Origin of the sequence: Massilia sp. CT11-137, assembly GCF_047302885.1 — a bacterium.
Taxonomy (GTDB): domain Bacteria; phylum Pseudomonadota; class Gammaproteobacteria; order Burkholderiales; family Burkholderiaceae_D; genus Telluria; species Telluria orientalis.
The window spans coordinates 1,000,520-1,017,116 of sequence record NZ_JBKYMP010000001.1 but is presented as its reverse complement, the minus strand read 5'-3'; the positions used below and the strand labels follow the sequence as shown (position 1 = coordinate 1,017,116).

Here is a 16,597-nt window from a genome sequence, read left to right as displayed (position 1 = left end):
TTGTTGCCCGGCACCGGTACCGCTATAGTGCGACGGATTAGCGACAAAATACGCCGGAAACCATGCCCAGAGATTCCACCGAACGGCAGCTGGCCCGCAGGCTGGCGATCATCGACCTGTTGCCCCTTCTGCCCGGGCACGGTACCGGACAGGGGGCGACAGTCGACCAGCTCATCACCAGGCTGGGCGACGCCTTCGCGGTGGATCGGCGCACGTTCGAACGTGACCTGCGGGACCTCGCCGACCCGCAGGGTCCGTGGCGGCGACAGTTCGGCCTCGAGGTGGAGTCCCGTCCCAGCGCGGACGACGGAAGGGTCAACGAATGGTTCACCACCGCGCACAGCAAGATCCCTCTGTTCAAATCCGTGACGGCCGTCGACGCGTTGGTGGCCAGCTTCGCCCGCCAGGAACTGGGGCCGTTCCTGCCGCGCGACGCGCGCCGGGCGCTGGACGAGCAGGTCGCGACGATCGAACGGAAACAGCGGCATCTGCACCAGACCGACGCGCATCGGCAGGCCATCGCCTACCAGGACAAGATCCGCCGCCTGCCGGACGGCCGGCCGATGGGACCTGGCAAGGTAGCTCCGGCGCATCTGCAGACCGTCAACGACGCCTTGATGAAGAACCTGATGCTGCGTCTGGTCTACCGCGCGGCCAGGTCCGAGGTGAACAGGACGCATCGCGTGTATCCCGTCGGCCTCGTGATCCATGACCGTACGCTGCGCCTGCTGGCGGTCGACGAGGCCGAGGTCACCAAGGATCCAGCGGCGATGACGGTCAAGAGTTTCCACCTTCACCGCATGCGGGAAGTGGCCCTGGACGATCCGGTCGCGCGCAACATCAGGGTGCCCACGCTGGACGAGGCGCTCGCGCGCGGCACGCTGGAGATGTGGTCGAAGGGCCGTATCACCCTGCACCTGCGCTTCGCTGGCGGCGAGAACGCGGACGTCTTCGCGCGCACACTGGAAGAGATGCCGTTGTCCGACGACCAAACCATCTTCCTCAACACGGCCGGACAACGGGAATTGATGGCCACCGTGGCCAATACGTCGACGCTGCGCCGCATGTTGCAAAGCATGGCCCGCGAAGCCAAGGTGCTGGCGCCGGACGATCTCAAACAGGAGATATGCGCCTTCCTGGCCGAGGCGCTCGCCTTGCAACAGGGCGACTGACGGAACGGCCAGGCAGCCTTGACCGGCATGTCGATCGCCCGCCCGATCCCGGCCGCACGGACGGTCAGCGCGACTTCACGCCCCAGTCGTCGTACTTGTGCACGATCGCGCGCGAGGTCCCGTCGTGTTCCATGGCTTCCAGGGAGCCGTTCATGCGCGCGACGAGCGCATCCGGCACGGCGCGGTTGCAGGCCAGGTAGACGCGGATGCGGTTGAACACGAGGACGGGGACCACCTTGCCCGTGTAGCCCAGGCGGTCGAGCGTGAGGCTGCCGCGGCGGATGCTGGCGGCCCACAGGTCGATGCGGTCCATCATGAGCTTGCGGGGATTGATCAGGTCGTTCGGCGCGGGGTCGACGTTGAAGCCGCGCGCGCGCAGGAACTGGTCGCGCGCGTCGCCGTTGTAGGTGCCCACGCGGTAGGCGCGCGCGTCGTCCAGGGTGCGGACGTCGAAGCGGCGGCCGGCGCGGCCCATCAGGACCCATTCGGCCTCGCCGATCGGTCCGATCCATTTGAAATGCGGTTCGCGCTCGGGCGTGCGCGTGGTCGAATAGACGCAGGCGTCCTTGCGTTCCAGCGCGGCCGTGTAGGCGCGCTTCCAGGGCAGCAGGTCGATCGAATAGGCGATGCCGGAGCGGGCCATGATTTCGCGCACCATGTCGGTACCGATCCCCGTCACGCGGTCGCCTTCGCGCATGCTGTACGGTGCCGAGGTCTCGGTGGTCAGGTACAGCCGCGGCGCCGGCTCCGCCCACGCCCACGCGCAGGCTACCGCCAGCAATGCGGCAAGAACTGTCGTTTTCATACGTTCGCACCCAGTGCGGGCGTCCCCGGCGGACAACCCGTTTAACTAGCATAGCAGCAACATCGAGAACGCGGCAACGCGTAACAAGCCGGCAATATTGACTGCTTACCGGTAGCGTATTTGCGACATTTTTCCGGCTCGTTCGGCATTTAATTCTTACAGGCAAGACTTTCAGTGGTGAAAGTGCCATACTTGGGCCATTCTCACCAAAAATCACACGCCATGCTGTCCGTGTTCACGCTTCCTTCCGATCCGTCGCTGCTGAGCTACGGGCTGTACACGCCGAAGCTCGTCGCGTTGTCCATCCTCGTCGCCATCTTCGCATCCTGGATGGGCCTGCAGATCGCCGGCCAGGCCGCCGCCAATCGCGCCCAGCGCTGGATCATCCTCGCCACCGGCAGCCTCGCGCTCGGCGCCGGCGTGTGGGCCATGCACTTCATCGGCATGCTCGCGTTCGACCTGTGCACGGAGGTCGACTACGACCCGTCCGCCACCATCCTCTCCAGCCTGCCGAGCATCGGCGCCTCGTTCGTGGCGCTGGCCCTGATCGCGCGCGAGCGCCTGGGCGGCTGGGGCCTGCTGGCCGGCGGCGTGATCGTCGGCGCGGGCATCGGCGTCATGCACTACGCGGGCATGACCGGCATGCAGATGGGCCTGGAATTGCGCTACGACCCGCTCATGTTCGGCCTGTCGATCGTCGTCGCCGTCGTGCTGGCGACGCTGGCCCTGTGGGTGCGCTTCGGCCTGTCCAGCCTGTCGCACCGGCTGAGCGAACAACGCCGCCTGCTCCTGGCCGCCATCGTGATGGGCTGTGCCATCGCCGGCATGCATTACACGGGCATGGCCGCGGCGCGCTTCGTCGGCCACACGGTAACGCCGGCGACCCACACGACCAGCACCTTCCTCGCACTGGCGATCACGCTGATCACCGTCGCGTTCACCGTCTTCGTGCTGGCCGCCAACGGCCTGCTGCGCTACCGCCAGCTGTTCCGCGAACTGTCGCGCAGCGAGGCGTGGATGCGGGCACTGCTCACCACCACCGTCGACGGCGTGATCACGGTCGACCGCCAGGGCACCATCCGCGAATTCAATGCCTCGGCCGAACGCATCTTCGGCTGGCGCCGCGACGAGATCGTCGGCCACAACATCCGCCTCGTGATCGGCAACGAAACCGCGTCCGAGGAAGTCGGCCTGCTGCACTCGCTGCGCACGGGCCAGATCAGCCCCGGCGCGCGCGGCGCCGACGTCACGGGCCGCTGCAAGGACGGCAGCATCGTGCCGATCCGGCGCGCCCTCGGCCATGCGCGCCTGGACGGGCAGGACCTGTTCGTCTGCTTCATCACCGACATCAGCGACCGGCGCAAGATGGAGCAGGCGCTGCGCGCCAGCGAGCAGCAGTTCCGTTCGCTGATCGGCAACATCCCCGGCATCTCGTATCGCAGCAGCCTGATCGAAGGCGAGGCGCCGATGCTGTTCATCAGCGACGCCGTCGAGCGCATTACCGGCTATCCGGGCCGCGACTTCCTGGGCGCGGCGCCGCGCCGCACGTTCGCGCCGCTGATCCACGCGGCCGACCGCGTGCGCGTGTCGGAAACGATCGCCACCGCGCTGCGCGAGGACCGGCCGTACCTCGTCGAGTACCGTTTATTGCATGCGGACGGCAGCACCCGCTGGATGTGGGAAAACGGCACCGGCGTGCGCAACGAGGCGGGCGAGCTGTGCTGGCTGGACGGCGTCATCCTCGACATCACGGAGCGGCGCGAGATAGAAGACGCGCTGCGCGTGGCGAAGGAAAACGCCGAACAGGCGGCCGCGGCGCGCGCGAGCTTCGTCGCCAACATGAGTCACGAGATCCGCACGCCGATGAATGCCATCCTCGGCTTCACCGACGTGCTGCTGGACGGCGAACTGAACGCCGACCAGCGCCGCCACCTGGACACGATCCGCAGCTCGGGCCGCGCCCTGCTGCGCCTCCTCAACGAGATCCTCGACACCGCCAAGCTGGAAAAAGGCGCGGTGGAGCTGGAACAGAACGACTACAACCTGCTGTCGCTGATCGACGAGCTGTCGTCGACGCTGGCCGCCAACGCGCGCGCCAAGGGCCTGCACGTCGACATCCATTACGATCCGGCGCTGCCGACCTGCCTGCGCGGCGACGAGCTGCGCGTGCGCCAGGTGCTCACCAACCTGCTCGACAACGCGATCAAGTTCACGGAACAGGGCAGCGTCACCCTGCGCGCCGACCTGAAGGACGAACACCTGCATTTCACGATCAGCGACACCGGCATCGGCATCGCGCCGGAGCGCCTGGCCGCCATCTTCGAACCGTTCACCCAGGCCGACGCGTCGATGACGCGCCGCTTCGGCGGCACGGGCCTCGGCACCACGATCTGCAAGCAGCTCGTCGAGCTGATGGGCGGCCGCATCTGGGCCGAGAGCGAACCAGGCCGCGGCACGACGTTCCACGTCGTGCTGCCGCTCGTACTGGCGCGCTTCGCCCCGCAGCAGCCGCGCGTGCGCACGGCCGCCGCCCTGCCGCCGCTGCGCGTGCTGGTGGCGGACGACGTGCCGCAGAACCAGGAACTGCTGCAACTGCTGCTGGCGCGCCGCGGCCACACGATGACGGCCGTGGGCGACGGTGCCGCCGTCGTCGAGATCGCGGCCCGCGAGCGCTTCGACGTCATCCTGATGGATTTCCAGATGCCGACGCTGGACGGTCTCACCGCCACGCGCATGATCCGCGAACAGGAAGCCGCCGGCGGCCGGACGCGCGTGCCGGTCATCGCCATGACCGCCAGCGTGCTGGCCGAGCACCGCCGCGCCAGCGTCGAGGCGGGCATGGACGGCTTCGCGACCAAGCCGGTCGACTGGTTCGCGCTGTCGCACGAAATCGCGCGTGTGCTGGGCCTCGGCCCCGGCCACCAAGCGGACGACCTGCCGGCGCAGGAACGCCAGACCCTCAACCGCCACGCCGGCCTGCGCCGCTGGAGCGACAAGGAAGACGCGTGGCTGGAAGCCCTCGCCCACTTCGCCGCCCAGCACGACGGCCTCGGCGCCACGCTCGCGGCCCACGCCACGGCGGCCGACTACCGCGCGCTGCGCATGCACGCGCACAAGGTGCGCGGCGTCGCCGCCAACCTCGGCCTGGAACTGCTGGCCGATGCGCTGGCCAAGCTGGAAGGCCTCGTCGACGGCGACAGCGGCAAGCTGTATCCCGCCGCCGAGCCCACGCTGGAAGCGTCGCTGGACGACCTCTGCGGCCTGCTCGACGCCGCGCTGGACGCGATCCGCGCCGCCCTGCCCCAGCCGGCCGCCGCCAAGCCGCAGGCGGCCCGCCCCGTGGCCGACCTGGACCGCGCACGCCGCGCCGCCAACGTGCTGCGCGACGCGCTCAAGCGCGGCGGCCTGGACGACGCCGCGCTGGCGGGCCTCGCCGCCGCCACGAGCGGCCATCCGCTCGCCTCCCGCGTCGCGCAAGTCCACGCCGCCATTTCCGATTTCGACTTCGACCTCGCCCTGCAACAACTTGACACCGTGCTGGCCGCCATCGACGAGCCGGCACAGGAGACCATCGAATGACCACCGTCAACCAACCGCTGATCCTCGCGGTCGACGACGAGGCCAGCAACCTGCAGCTGCTGCGCCAGATCCTGCAAGACCACTACCGCCTGCGTTTCGCCAAGGACGGCCCACGCGCGCTCGAACTGGCGCGCGAAGAAACGCCCGACCTGGTCCTGCTCGACGTGATGATGCCCGGCATGAGCGGCTACGAAGTGTGCGCCGCCCTCAAGGCCGATCCGGCGCTGGCCGCCGTCCCCGTCATCTTCGTCACCGCGCTCAACGACACGAGCGACGAGGTGGAAGGCTTCGAGGCCGGCGCCGTGGACTACATCACGAAGCCCGTCAGCCCGCCGATCGTGCGCGCCCGCGTGCGCACCCACCTGTCGCTCGTGCGCATGGAAGAATTGCGCGCGTCGCGCCTGGAGATCGTTCAGCGCCTCGGCCTGGCCGCCGAATACAAGGACAACGAGACGGGCCTGCACGTCATCCGCATGAGCCACTTCGCGCGCATCCTGGGCCTCGCGGCCGGCATGACGGAAGCGGAAGCGGACGACCTGCTGCACGCCGCGCCGATGCACGACGTGGGCAAGATCGGCATTCCCGACCGCGTGCTGCAGAAACCCGGACCGCTCGATCCGGACGAATGGAAGATCATGCAAAGCCACGCGCGCATCGGCGCCGAGATCATCGGCCACCACGACCACGGCGTGCTGGCGCTGGCGCGCAATATCGCGCTCACGCACCACGAGAAATGGGACGGCAGCGGTTATCCGAACGGCCTGGCCGGCAAGGACATTCCGCTCGAAGGCCGCATCTGCGCCATCGCCGACGTGTTCGACGCGCTGACGTCGATCCGGCCGTACAAGAAGGCGTGGACGGAACAAGAGGCGCTCGACTTCCTCGTCAAGCAGAAGGGCAAGCACTTCGATGCGGAGCTGGTCGACCTGTTTCTCGCGCAGATGCCGGCGATCCGCGCGATCCGCGAGCGGTGGGCGGAGCAGGACGCGGTGCCGGCGCCGGCACCGATCGCGGTGGCGGCGTGATATGCATGGTGGGCTCGGGGAGTCCACCCTACGCGCTACGGGAACCGTAGGGTGGGCCCCCCGTGCCCACGCGTGACCTTAGCCCAGACGCGGCGCGGCAGCCAGTCGCACATCCGCCCGGCGCGCCACCAGTTCCTGGTACAGGCGCGCATAGTTGTCGGCCATCTGCGCCGACGTGAACAGCTGCCAGTAGCGCGCCTCCGCGCGCTGGCCCATCTCCTGCGCCATCTGCGGATCGTGCCACAGCCGCGTCATCGCGGCGCGCAGCGCCTCGTGGTCGGACGGCGGCACGACCAGGCCGGTCTCGCCGTGCACGTTGATGTACGTGGTGCCCGTGCCGATCTCGCTGGAGATCATCGGCTTGCCGTACATCGCGCCTTCCAGCAGCGAGATGCCGAAGGCTTCCGAGCGCAGGTGCGACGGGAAGGCGACGGCGTAGCAGAGCTTGAGCAGCGCCGCCTTGTCGAGGTCGTCCACGGCGCCGACGAACTGCACGCGCTTCAGGCCCAGGCGCTCGGCGTGCGCCTTCAGTTCCGCCTCGATCGGACCCGCGCCGACGATCACGACGGGGTAATCCGTGCCGGCCACGGCGTCGAGCAGGATGTGCAGGCCCTTGTAGTAGCGCAGCACGCCCACGAACAGGAAGAATTTCGGGCCGACCCGCGCGCGCCAGTGGTCCAGGCGGGCCTGGTCCGGTTCCGGATAGCTGGATTTGTCGAGGCCGAACGTGATCACGCGCGTCTTGTCGCGGTAGCGGTCGAGCACGGCCGACGACGCCAGGTAGTTGGGCGACGTCGCGACGATCGTGTCGACGCTTTCCAGGAACCGGTGCTTCAGGGGCTGGTACAGCTTCAGCAGCGCTTTCTGGCGCACGATGTCGGAGTGGTACGTGACGACGGTCGGCTTGTCGATGCGGGCGATGAAGTGCGCCAGGTCCATGAACGGCCACGGAAAGTGGTAGTGCACGACGTCGGCTTCCGCCGCCATGCGCGCCAGCTTGCCGATCGCCTGCACCGACACCGCGTTCGACGCCACCTCGAAGTTCAGCGGCACGCGGTGCACCGTATGGCCTTCGTAGTCGAACGGTTCCAGGCGGCGGTCGCGCGACAGCGACAACACCTGGTTCGTGATGCCCAGACGCCCTGTTCCCACGCACATCTGACGGATGACCTGTTCGACGCCGCCGACCGAATCGGGGAAATAGGTCTTGTAGAAGTGCAGGACACGCATGGGCTGGGACATGGAGGCAGTCTGGTCAGAGTAAAGAGCGGTAGACGGCGGCGGTCTGGCGCGCCGTCGCGTTCCAGGTCAGCTGGGCGGCGCGCGCCCGCCCGGCCGCGATGCAGCGCGCCCGCACGGCGGGTTCGCGCGCCAGCGCGAGCATGGCGTCGGCGATCGCGCCGGTGTCGAGCGGATCGACCTCCAGCGCCGCGCCGGCCGTCACTTCCGGCAGCGACGTCGTGTTCGACGCGACGACCGGCACGCCGGACGCGAACGCCTCGACGACCGGGATGCCGAAGCCTTCGTACAGCGACGCGAACACGAACACGCCCGCGCCGGCGTACACGTGGCGCAGTTCGGTGTTGTCGGTGAGCCGGTTCAGCCAGACGACGTTCGCCCCGTCCTGCACGGCGGCGGCGATGCGGCGCAGCAGGTCTTCCGAGCGCGCACCGGCACTGCCGACGATGACGAGCTGGCGCTCCGCGCGCACGGCGGGCGGCAGCGACAGGTAGGCGTCCAGCAGGCGCTCGACGTTCTTGCGCGGCTGCAGCGTGCCCACGAACAGGAAATACCCCGGACGCAATCCGTTGGCCTGCAGGGTCATCGCCACGGCATGCGCCGGCGGCGGTGCCAGCCATTCTTCATCCACGCCGCACGGCACGACGGTGATGCGGCGCTCGTCGATGCCGAAGCAGTCGACCAGTTCGTCGATGGCGAAGTGCGACAGCGCGATCACGTGGTCGGCCTTTTGCGCGGCCTTGCGCTGCAGCCAGTTCTTCAGGCCACGCATGCGCGGATTGCACCACTCGGGATGTTTCACGGGCAGCGCATCGTGCAGGCTGGCGACCACGGGGCAATCCATGCGCACGACGCGGTAGTCGGTCACGTGGAACACGTCGACGGGCATGTGCACGCGGTGCGCGTCCGGGGTCACGAGGTCGACGAAGGACGCGCGTTCGAAGGTACGGGGCAACGCTTCGCCCTTCGTCACGGGCCCGGCGCTGCGCAGGCGCGGCCAGGAATACGGCCGCATCGCGCAGCCGGCGTGCGGCAGGTGGCGCAGCAATGCCTGCGTATAGACGCCGATGCCGTCCAGGTGCCCGCCCGTGAAGGCCGGCTCGATCATGGTCGTGCCGATGCCGATGCGCAGGTCCGGCTGCAAGAGCGCATCGTTGGCGGCCTCGGCGGAACCGGGGAGCGCGCGCAGGCGGTCCTGCAGGGCGGGCGTGCCGTCCGGTCGTCGTTTAGGGAGGCCCAGTTCGATCATGGTGGTGTCCAGGCCGGTCGGCACCCTGTTCATGCCTGGTACATCCAGCGCAGCGTGTCGACCAGCGGCGTGGGCTCGATCGTACCGATCGTGCCTGCCAGCTTGGCGTTGCTGCCGGACAGCGTGAGCACCTCGTTGGCGCGCACGAAGGCGGGGTTGACGTGCACTTCGATGCGGTAGCCGGCGATGTCGCTCATCATGTCGATCAGGCTCTCCAGCGAGTGCGAGCGGCCGGAGCAGACATTGAAGACTTCGCCGGCGGGTGCCGCCGCGAGCAGGCGCCGGTAGCTCTTCGCCACCGTGCGCACGTCGGAAAAATCGCGCGCGATCGCCAGGTTGCCCAACTCGATGCGGCGCGCGCCCTTGCGGAAGTGCGACACGATCTTGGGCAGCAGGAAGTTCTCGTTCTGGCCGACGCCCGTGTAGTTGAACGGCCGCGCGATCACGATCGGCAGCTTGTCCATCCACAGGCGCGCCATGTATTCCATCGCGAGCTTGCTGACGGCGTAGTCGTTCGCCGGCGCGGGCGGCACGAATTCGTCGATCACGGGCACCGCGGCGTTGCCGTAGATATTGGCGGACGACGCGAGCAGCACCTTGGACGGCTTGTGCGCGCCGTGCGCCAGCGCTTCCAGCAGGTTACGGGTGCCGACCACGTTGACGCGGTACATTTGCTCGGCGTCGTTGTGGGCCACGAACGCGATGGCGGCCAGGTGGACCACCACGTCCGGCCGCACTTGTTCGATGACGGCGGCCAGCGCGGCGCGGTCGGTCAGGTCGACGGTGAAGATGTCCGGTCCGGTCTCGCTGCCCGGCAACACTGTGCCGAACACGTGATAGCCCGCGGCGGTGAGCTCGCGCGCCATGTAGTAGCCAGTGAAGCCGCGCAGGCCGGTGATGAGGGCGCGCTTGTCCTCGCCTTCCCTGGGCTCAACCATCCGGACGAGGTCTTCCGTGACCATGCGGTTCATGTCAGAACGAAAAACCGGTCTCGTTGCGACGCAGGTCGGCGTCGACCATCATCTGGCACAGCTGTTCGAGCGACGTCTCGGCCTTCCAGCCCAGCTCTTGCTGCGCCTTGGACGGGTCGCCGATCAGCAGGTCGACCTCGGCCGGACGGTAGAACTTCGGCGACACGCGCACGAGCAGCTTGCCGGTGCGGGCGCAATGCCCCGTTTCCTGCTCGCCCTTGCCTTTCCACTCGACGTCGAGGTTGGCGCCGCGGAAAGCCATGGTGACGAAGTCGCGCACCGTTTCGGTGCGGTTGGTGGCCAGCACGAACGTATCGGGCTCGTCGGCCTGCAGGATGCGCCACATGCCTTCCACGTATTCGCGCGCATAGCCCCAGTCGCGCTTGGCGTCCATGTTGCCCAGTTCCAGCACGTCCAGCTTGTTCAGGACGATCTTGGCGACGGAATCCGTGATCTTGCGGGTGACGAACTCGCGGCCGCGCAGTGGCGACTCGTGGTTGAACAGGATGCCCGAGCTGCCGAAGATGCCATAGGACTCGCGGTAGTTCACGGTCATCCAGTGGGCGTACAGCTTGGCGACGCCGTACGGGCTGCGCGGATAGAACGGGGTCGACTCGACCTGCGGCACGGCCTGCACCTTGCCGAACATCTCCGACGTGGAGGCCTGGTAGAAGCGCGCTTTCGGGTGGACGATGCGGATCGCTTCCAGCAGGTTGACGGCGCCGATGCCGGTGATCGAGGCGGTGGTCACGGGCTGATCGAACGAGACGCCGACGAAGCTCTGCGCGGCCAGGTTGTACACCTCGTCCGGACGGGTGGATTCGATCAGGCGGATGCTCGAGGAGAGATCGGTGAGGTCGTATTCGACGAGGTTCAGGTTCGGATGCTGCTCGATACCGAGTTCGGCAATGCGCCAGAAATTAACCGAGCTGGACCGGCGAAAAGTGCCGGTCACGGAGTAGCCCTTTTCCAGGAGCAATTGTGCCAGATAGGCTCCATCCTGCCCGGTAATACCGGTGATCAGGGCCTTTTTTGTTGTTTGCATGTTCTTGGTGATCCAGTGGTGGTCCGTAGCGGCCGCCGCAACAGCCGAGGCGGGTCGGCATGCGGGTCGTCGGCCGCGCTGGCGCGGACCAGATAATTTTCCAACAACCCCGCATTGTAACAGAGTGGTGCTTGGGCCCTTGCACAAAAGAAATCGTGCAAAAGAAGCAATATGTACTCGTCTATTATCGCCTGAAAGCCCGCAAACACGTCGCGTGATTACGCATTGTTACGAGTCCCTCAAGCTTTATTACATATTCACGAAATGTCGGGAACTTCTACATTTCAATGACAAAAGGGCCGCAATGGGCCCTTTTGAGTCATTTCGTCACAGGTGGCAAATCTACAACACAAAGGTGTCGTATCAACGCTCCGAGACGGCGTCGACGACGCACAGCGCCGTCATGTTGACGATGCGGCGGACGGTGGCCGACGGGGTCAGGATGTGCACCGGACGCGCGCAACCCAGCAGCACGGGACCGATGGCGACGCCGCTGCCGGCCGCCGTCTTGACCACGTTGTAGGCGATGTTCGCGGCTTCGATGTTCGGCATGACGAGCAGGTTGGCGTCGCCCTTCAGCGTCGATTGCGGCATGATCTTGGCGCGCAGCTTCGTGTCCAGGGCCGTGTCGCCGTGCATCTCGCCGTCGACTTCCAGGTTCGGGGCCTTTTGCTGGATGAGGCCCAACGCGGCGCGCATCTTCCTGGCCGACGCGCTGTTCGACGTGCCGAAGTTCGAGTGCGACAGCAGCGCCACGCGCGGCGTGATGCCCAGGCGCTCCAGTTCCTCGGACGCCATCAGCGTGATCTCGGCCAGCTCTTCCGCGGTCGGATTCTCGTTGACGTGCGTGTCGACCATCGCGATCTGGCGTTCCTGCGTGATGATGAAGTTCAGCGCCGCATAGACGTTGCTGCCGGCACGCTTGCCCAGCACCTGCTCGATGTACTGCAGGTGCACGTCGGTCGTGCCGTAGGTGCCGCAGATCATGCCGTCGGCGTCGCCCTTGTGGATCATCATCGCGCCGATCAGCGTGTGACGGCGGCGCATCGCCAGCTTGGCGAGGTCTTCCGTGACGCCCTTGCGCATCACCATCTGGTGGTACGACTGCCAGTAATCGCGGTAGCGCTCGTCGAAGTCGGGGTTGATGACGTCGAAGTGCTTGCCCTGCTTCAGGCGCAGGCCGAATTTCTCGATGCGCTTTTCCAGCACGGCCGGACGGCCGACGAGGATCGGGCGGGCCAGGTTCTCGTCGACAACGACCTGCACCGCGCGCAGCACGCGCTCTTCCTCGCCCTCGGCGAAGACGATGCGCTTGCGCTCGGCCGGCGCGCTCTTGGCGATCTGGAACAGCGGCTTCATGAAGCTGCCGCTGCGGTAGACAAATTGCTGCAGGCTCTCGGCGTACGCGGCCAGGTCGGCGATCGGACGGGTGGCGACGCCGCCATCCATCGCCGCCTTGGCGACGGCCGGCGCGATGTGCGTCAGCAGGCGCGGGTCGAACGGCATCGGGATCAGGTATTCCGGACCGAACGACAGGTTCGAGATGCCGTAGGCCGATGCCACGATGTCCGACTGTTCCGCGTGGGCCAGGTCGGCGATCGCGTGCACCACGGCGATTTCCATTTCGCGCGTGATCGTCGTTGCGCCGCAGTCCAGCGCGCCGCGGAACATGTACGGGAAGCACAGCACGTTGTTGACCTGGTTCGGGTAGTCCGAACGGCCGGTGGCGATGATGACGTCGTCGCGGACGGCCTTCGCGTCTTCCGGCAGGATTTCCGGGTTCGGGTTGGCGAGCGCCAGGATCAGCGGGTTCGGCGCCATCTTCGCGACCATTTCCGGCTTGAGCACGCCGCCGGCGGACAGGCCCAGGAAGATGTCGGCGTCCGGGATGATCTCGGACAGCGAACGGGCCGGCGTATCCTGGGCGAAGCGTTCCTTGTCCGGGTCCATCAGCTCGGTGCGGCCCTTGTAGACGACGCCGGCGAGGTCGGTCACGTAAATATTCTCGATCGGGAAGCCGAGGTCGACCGCCAGGTCGAGGCAGGCCAGCGCCGCGGCGCCCGCGCCGGACACGACCATCTTGCACTTCTTGAGATCCTTGCCGACGACCTTCAGGCCGTTCAGGATGGCGGCGCCGACGATGATCGCGGTGCCGTGCTGGTCGTCGTGGAAGACCGGGATCTTCATGCGCTCGCGCAGCTTGCGCTCGATGTAGAAGCACTCGGGCGCCTTGATGTCCTCGAGGTTCACGCCGCCGAACGTCGGTTCCAGCGCGGCGATCACCTCGATCAGCTTGTCCGGATCGGTTTCGTTGATCTCGATGTCGAACACGTCGATGCCGGCGAACTTCTTGAACAGCACGCCCTTGCCTTCCATGACCGGTTTCGAGGCAAGCGGGCCGATGTTGCCGAGGCCGAGGACGGCGGTACCGTTCGAGATGACCGCGACGAGGTTGCCGCGCGCCGTATATTTATAGGCGCTGGCGGGGTCCTTGACGATTTCTTCGCAGGGCGCGGCGACGCCCGGCGAGTACGCCAAAGCCAGGTCGCGCTGGTTCAGGACGGATTTGGTCGGGGTGACGGCGATCTTGCCGGGAGAGGGAAACTGGTGGTACTCGAGCGCGGCAGCCCGCAGTTGTTGACGTAGTTCTTCTTTTTTATCGATTGACGAATCCATGCTTTGCAGCCTTCCTGAACTAACCGGGGGTCTCCGATTTTAGCAGAGTGTCACCGCGAACCGTCTACGTATTTCTTGGTATCGACAGTCGTGACCGGAGGCAGGTAGCATGGCACCTGCCTCCGCTTCCCGCCCCGTTCCGCTTCAGGCAGGCGCTTTCGGGAAGTCCACCACCGTGTCGTTGATGCGGTTCAGCAGGTTCGTGAACGTGATGCTGCTGATCGCGAAGATCGTGTCCACCACCTGCGTATCCGTGTAGCCGGCCGCCTTGAACGCATCCACCACCGGCTGCGGCACGGTGCCGCGGGTGCCCGCCACTTCACGCACGAACGTCGACAGCGCGTCCAGTTTCGCATCGCCGCCCGGGTTGCCGTTGACGTTACCCTTCCTTGCGGCGAGGATTTCCTCCGGGCTCAGGCCGGCCATCTTGCCCATCAGCGTATGCGCGGCCAGGCAATAATCGCAACCGCTCACTTCGCTGACGGCCAGCTTGATCACCTCGATCTCTTTTTTCGACAGGCTCGTGTCGGCCAGCTTCGCATCGAAGCCCAGCAGCGCCTCCAGGGCCACGGCGCTGTTGCTGCCGATCGTGTCGTACGCGTTCGGGACCTTGCCCAGTTTCGCTTTGATGGCGGTAAAGAGTTCGGCGGTACGGCCGGTGGCGTTGGTACCCAGTGCGTTAAGACGGCTCATGATCTTTCCTTTCGTTGTGGGTTGGTGTGGAAAGAAGTCTAGGCCTCTGGACCAGCACGATGAATGCCCGGATGCTGCGATAATTTGCCCAATCGTCTCATCTGATAAAGACATGGATACCCTGAGCCGCCTGCTGTCGCTGTACACGATCCGCACCTCCCTCGACATCCGCTGCGAACTCGCGGCGCCCTGGGTGCTGGACGAACCCGCCGCGACGCCGGGCGTGGCGCCGTTCCACGTGATCGTCGAGGGCGGCGCGCGCGTCGACGTCCCCGGCCACGACACGCTGGACCTTGCGACGGGCGACGTCGTCGTCTTCCCCGGCGGCAGCGCGCACCGCCTGCACGCCGGGCCGGCCGCGGACGCCGCCCCGGTGCGATCGCTCGGCGCCGACGGCCCGCTGCAACGCAAGGGCAACGAAGGCAATGGTCCCGCCACGGCGATCCTGTGCGGCAGCTTCGTGTTCGACGGCGCCGCGCGCCAGGCCCTCGCGCGCGCCCTGCCCGACGTGATGGTCGTGCGCGCCAGCCGCGCCGATGACTTCCCCGGCCTGCACGCGCTCGTGCGGCTGCTGCAGCACGAGACGACGCAGGTGCGGCCCGGCGGCGACATCGTCGTCGCCCAGCTGTCGGGCGCCCTGTTCGCGCTGCTGCTGCGCGCCTGGCTGGCCGGAACCGGTCACGAGGCGCCCGGCCTGTTCGCCATCCTGGCCGACCGCCGCCTGGGCAACGCGCTCGCCCGCATGCTGGAATCGCCCGAACGGCCGTGGAAGGTGGAAGACCTGGCCGAGGCGTGCCACATGTCGCGCGCCACGTTCGCCCGCCTGTTCGCGCGCCTGTGCGGCATGCCGCCGGCCGACATGCTGACCCAGCTGCGCATGGCGCGCGCCGCCCGCGCCCTGCTGCAGGGAGAGGGCGCCGTCGGCGACGTCGCGCTGGCCGTCGGCTACCAGTCGGAAGCGGCGTTCAATCGCGTGTTCAAGCGCCACTACGGGATCGGACCTGGCGGCTACCGGCGCGCGGCCCACGTGGCGACGGTCACGGATTAGAATCGCGGCATGCTCTCCGAATTCGATCTCATCAAATGCTACTTCCAGCGCGACCGCGCGCCCGGTCCCAACACCTTCCTGGGCATCGGCGACGATTGCGCGCTGCTGTCCCCCACGCCCGGCAAGGTGCTGGCCATCTCGTCCGACATGCTGGTCGAGGACCGCCATTTCTTTGCCGGCGCCGACCCGTTCACGCTCGGGCACAAGTGTCTCGCCGTGAACCTGTCGGACCTCGCCGCGATGGGCGCGCGGCCGCTCGGCTTCACGCTGGCGCTGTCGCTGCCGGCGGCGGAACCCGACTGGCTCGACGCCTTCTCGCGCGGCCTGTTCGCGCTGGCCGACGCCCACGGCTGCGAGCTGGTCGGGGGCGACACGACCAAGGGCCCGCTGAACGTGTGCATCACGATCTTCGGCGAGCTGGCGCCCGGCCAGGCACTGCGGCGCGACGCCGCGCGCGCGGGCGACGACATCTGGATCTCGGGCACGCTGGGCGATGCGCGCCTGTGGCTGGCCGCGCGCCGCAGCGAGGTCGCGCTGGATGCCGCCGACCACGCCGCCACCGGCCAGCGCATGCACGCGCCCACGCCGCGCGTGGCGCTCGGGCGCCTGCTCGCGGAAGGCGGCCTCGCGCATGCCGCGCTGGACATCTCGGACGGCCTCGTGGGCGATTTGAAGCACATCCTGACCGCGTCGCGCGTGGGCGCCGTGCTGGACGTGGACGCGCTGCCGGCCGGCCCGGCGCTGGCCCGCCAGCCGATCGGACTACGCCGCCGCTTCGCCGCGGCCGGCGGGGACGATTACGAACTGTGCTTCACGGCGCCGGTGGCGCAGCGCGATGCGATCGTGGCCGCCGGCGCGGCCAGCGGGACGGCGGTGACGCGGGTGGGGTCGATCACTTCCGAACGGGGCTTGCGTCTCGTCGATGCGGACGGCACAGATCTCGATCTGCGGCTGGCCGGCTGGGATCACTTCAGCCCGGGCTAGCTTTCGCGCGGGCTCGTAATTGATGCCGCTGGCATCAATTACCCCGCCCTACGATGTCGCGTAGCCGGCAGGGTGGGCATTTGAGGCCGGGGGCCTCAAATGAAACGTGCC

Annotated in this window: 12 protein-coding genes; 5 read left to right on the top strand and 7 right to left on the bottom strand. The window is 67.4% G+C overall.

What is annotated here, in order from left to right; all coding sequences use genetic code 11:
• Positions 1-62 precede the first annotated feature (62 nt).
• Positions 63-1,172, top strand: coding sequence for a helix-turn-helix transcriptional regulator (locus ACEN98_RS04565; RefSeq protein ID WP_413381830.1), 1,110 nt, complete (start codon positions 63-65; stop codon positions 1,170-1,172).
• Positions 1,173-1,236: 64 nt separating this feature from the next.
• Here the strand turns inward: ACEN98_RS04565 and ACEN98_RS04560 are convergent, their stop codons facing one another.
• The gene (locus tag ACEN98_RS04560; protein WP_413381827.1) at positions 1,237-1,977 is read right to left on the bottom strand and encodes a substrate-binding periplasmic protein; all 741 of its coding nucleotides are present in this window, start codon (positions 1,975-1,977) and stop codon (positions 1,237-1,239) included.
• Positions 1,978-2,199: 222 nt separating this feature from the next.
• Between ACEN98_RS04560 and ACEN98_RS04555 the strand changes: the two genes are divergently transcribed.
• Both ACEN98_RS04555 and ACEN98_RS04550 read left to right on the top strand, forming a co-directional pair.
• A complete protein-coding gene (locus tag ACEN98_RS04555; protein WP_413381824.1) occupies positions 2,200-5,556 on the top strand; it encodes an MHYT domain-containing protein in 3,357 nt (1,118 codons plus the stop codon).
• Positions 5,553-6,581 carry a two-component system response regulator gene (locus ACEN98_RS04550; protein WP_413381821.1) on the top strand — a complete coding sequence of 343 codons (1,029 nt, stop codon included), beginning with the start codon at positions 5,553-5,555 and terminating at the stop codon, positions 6,579-6,581. Before ACEN98_RS04555 ends, ACEN98_RS04550 begins: the two co-directional genes overlap by 4 nt.
• A gap of 78 nt (positions 6,582-6,659) precedes the next feature.
• On the opposite strand, the gene ACEN98_RS04545 is transcribed toward ACEN98_RS04550, so the two are convergent.
• The 6 genes from ACEN98_RS04545 to ACEN98_RS04520 form a co-directional block, all read right to left on the bottom strand.
• Positions 6,660-7,811 (bottom strand): glycosyltransferase family 4 protein, encoded by a 1,152-nt coding sequence (locus ACEN98_RS04545; protein ID WP_413345295.1) that lies wholly within the window; start codon positions 7,809-7,811, stop codon positions 6,660-6,662.
• A gap of 25 nt (positions 7,812-7,836) precedes the next feature.
• Positions 7,837-9,102 carry a glycosyltransferase family 4 protein gene (locus ACEN98_RS04540; protein WP_413381818.1) on the bottom strand — a complete coding sequence of 422 codons (1,266 nt, stop codon included), beginning with the start codon at positions 9,100-9,102 and terminating at the stop codon, positions 7,837-7,839.
• Complete coding sequence (locus ACEN98_RS04535; protein ID WP_413385948.1) at positions 9,099-10,031, bottom strand: GDP-mannose 4,6-dehydratase; 933 nt, start codon at positions 10,029-10,031, stop codon at positions 9,099-9,101. Before ACEN98_RS04535 ends, ACEN98_RS04540 begins: the two co-directional genes overlap by 4 nt.
• Positions 10,032-10,041: 10 nt before the next feature.
• The gene (gmd, locus tag ACEN98_RS04530; RefSeq protein ID WP_413342770.1) at positions 10,042-11,085 is read right to left on the bottom strand and encodes a GDP-mannose 4,6-dehydratase; all 1,044 of its coding nucleotides are present in this window, start codon (positions 11,083-11,085) and stop codon (positions 10,042-10,044) included.
• A gap of 363 nt (positions 11,086-11,448) precedes the next feature.
• A complete protein-coding gene (locus ACEN98_RS04525; protein ID WP_413381815.1) occupies positions 11,449-13,761 on the bottom strand; it encodes an NADP-dependent malic enzyme in 2,313 nt (770 codons plus the stop codon).
• A 144-nt stretch (positions 13,762-13,905) separates the two neighbouring features.
• The gene (locus ACEN98_RS04520) at positions 13,906-14,454 is read right to left on the bottom strand and encodes a carboxymuconolactone decarboxylase family protein (RefSeq protein WP_413381812.1); all 549 of its coding nucleotides are present in this window, start codon (positions 14,452-14,454) and stop codon (positions 13,906-13,908) included.
• Between the two features lie 112 nt (positions 14,455-14,566).
• Here ACEN98_RS04520 and ACEN98_RS04515 point away from each other — a divergent pair, with 112 nt between their 5' ends.
• Positions 14,567-15,502, top strand: a complete 936-nt coding sequence (locus ACEN98_RS04515; RefSeq protein ID WP_413381809.1) for an AraC family transcriptional regulator — start codon at positions 14,567-14,569, stop codon at positions 15,500-15,502.
• Positions 15,503-15,511: 9 nt separating this feature from the next.
• A complete protein-coding gene (gene thiL, locus ACEN98_RS04510; RefSeq protein ID WP_413381806.1) occupies positions 15,512-16,486 on the top strand; it encodes a thiamine-phosphate kinase in 975 nt (324 codons plus the stop codon).
• Positions 16,487-16,597: the final 111 nt, after the last annotated feature.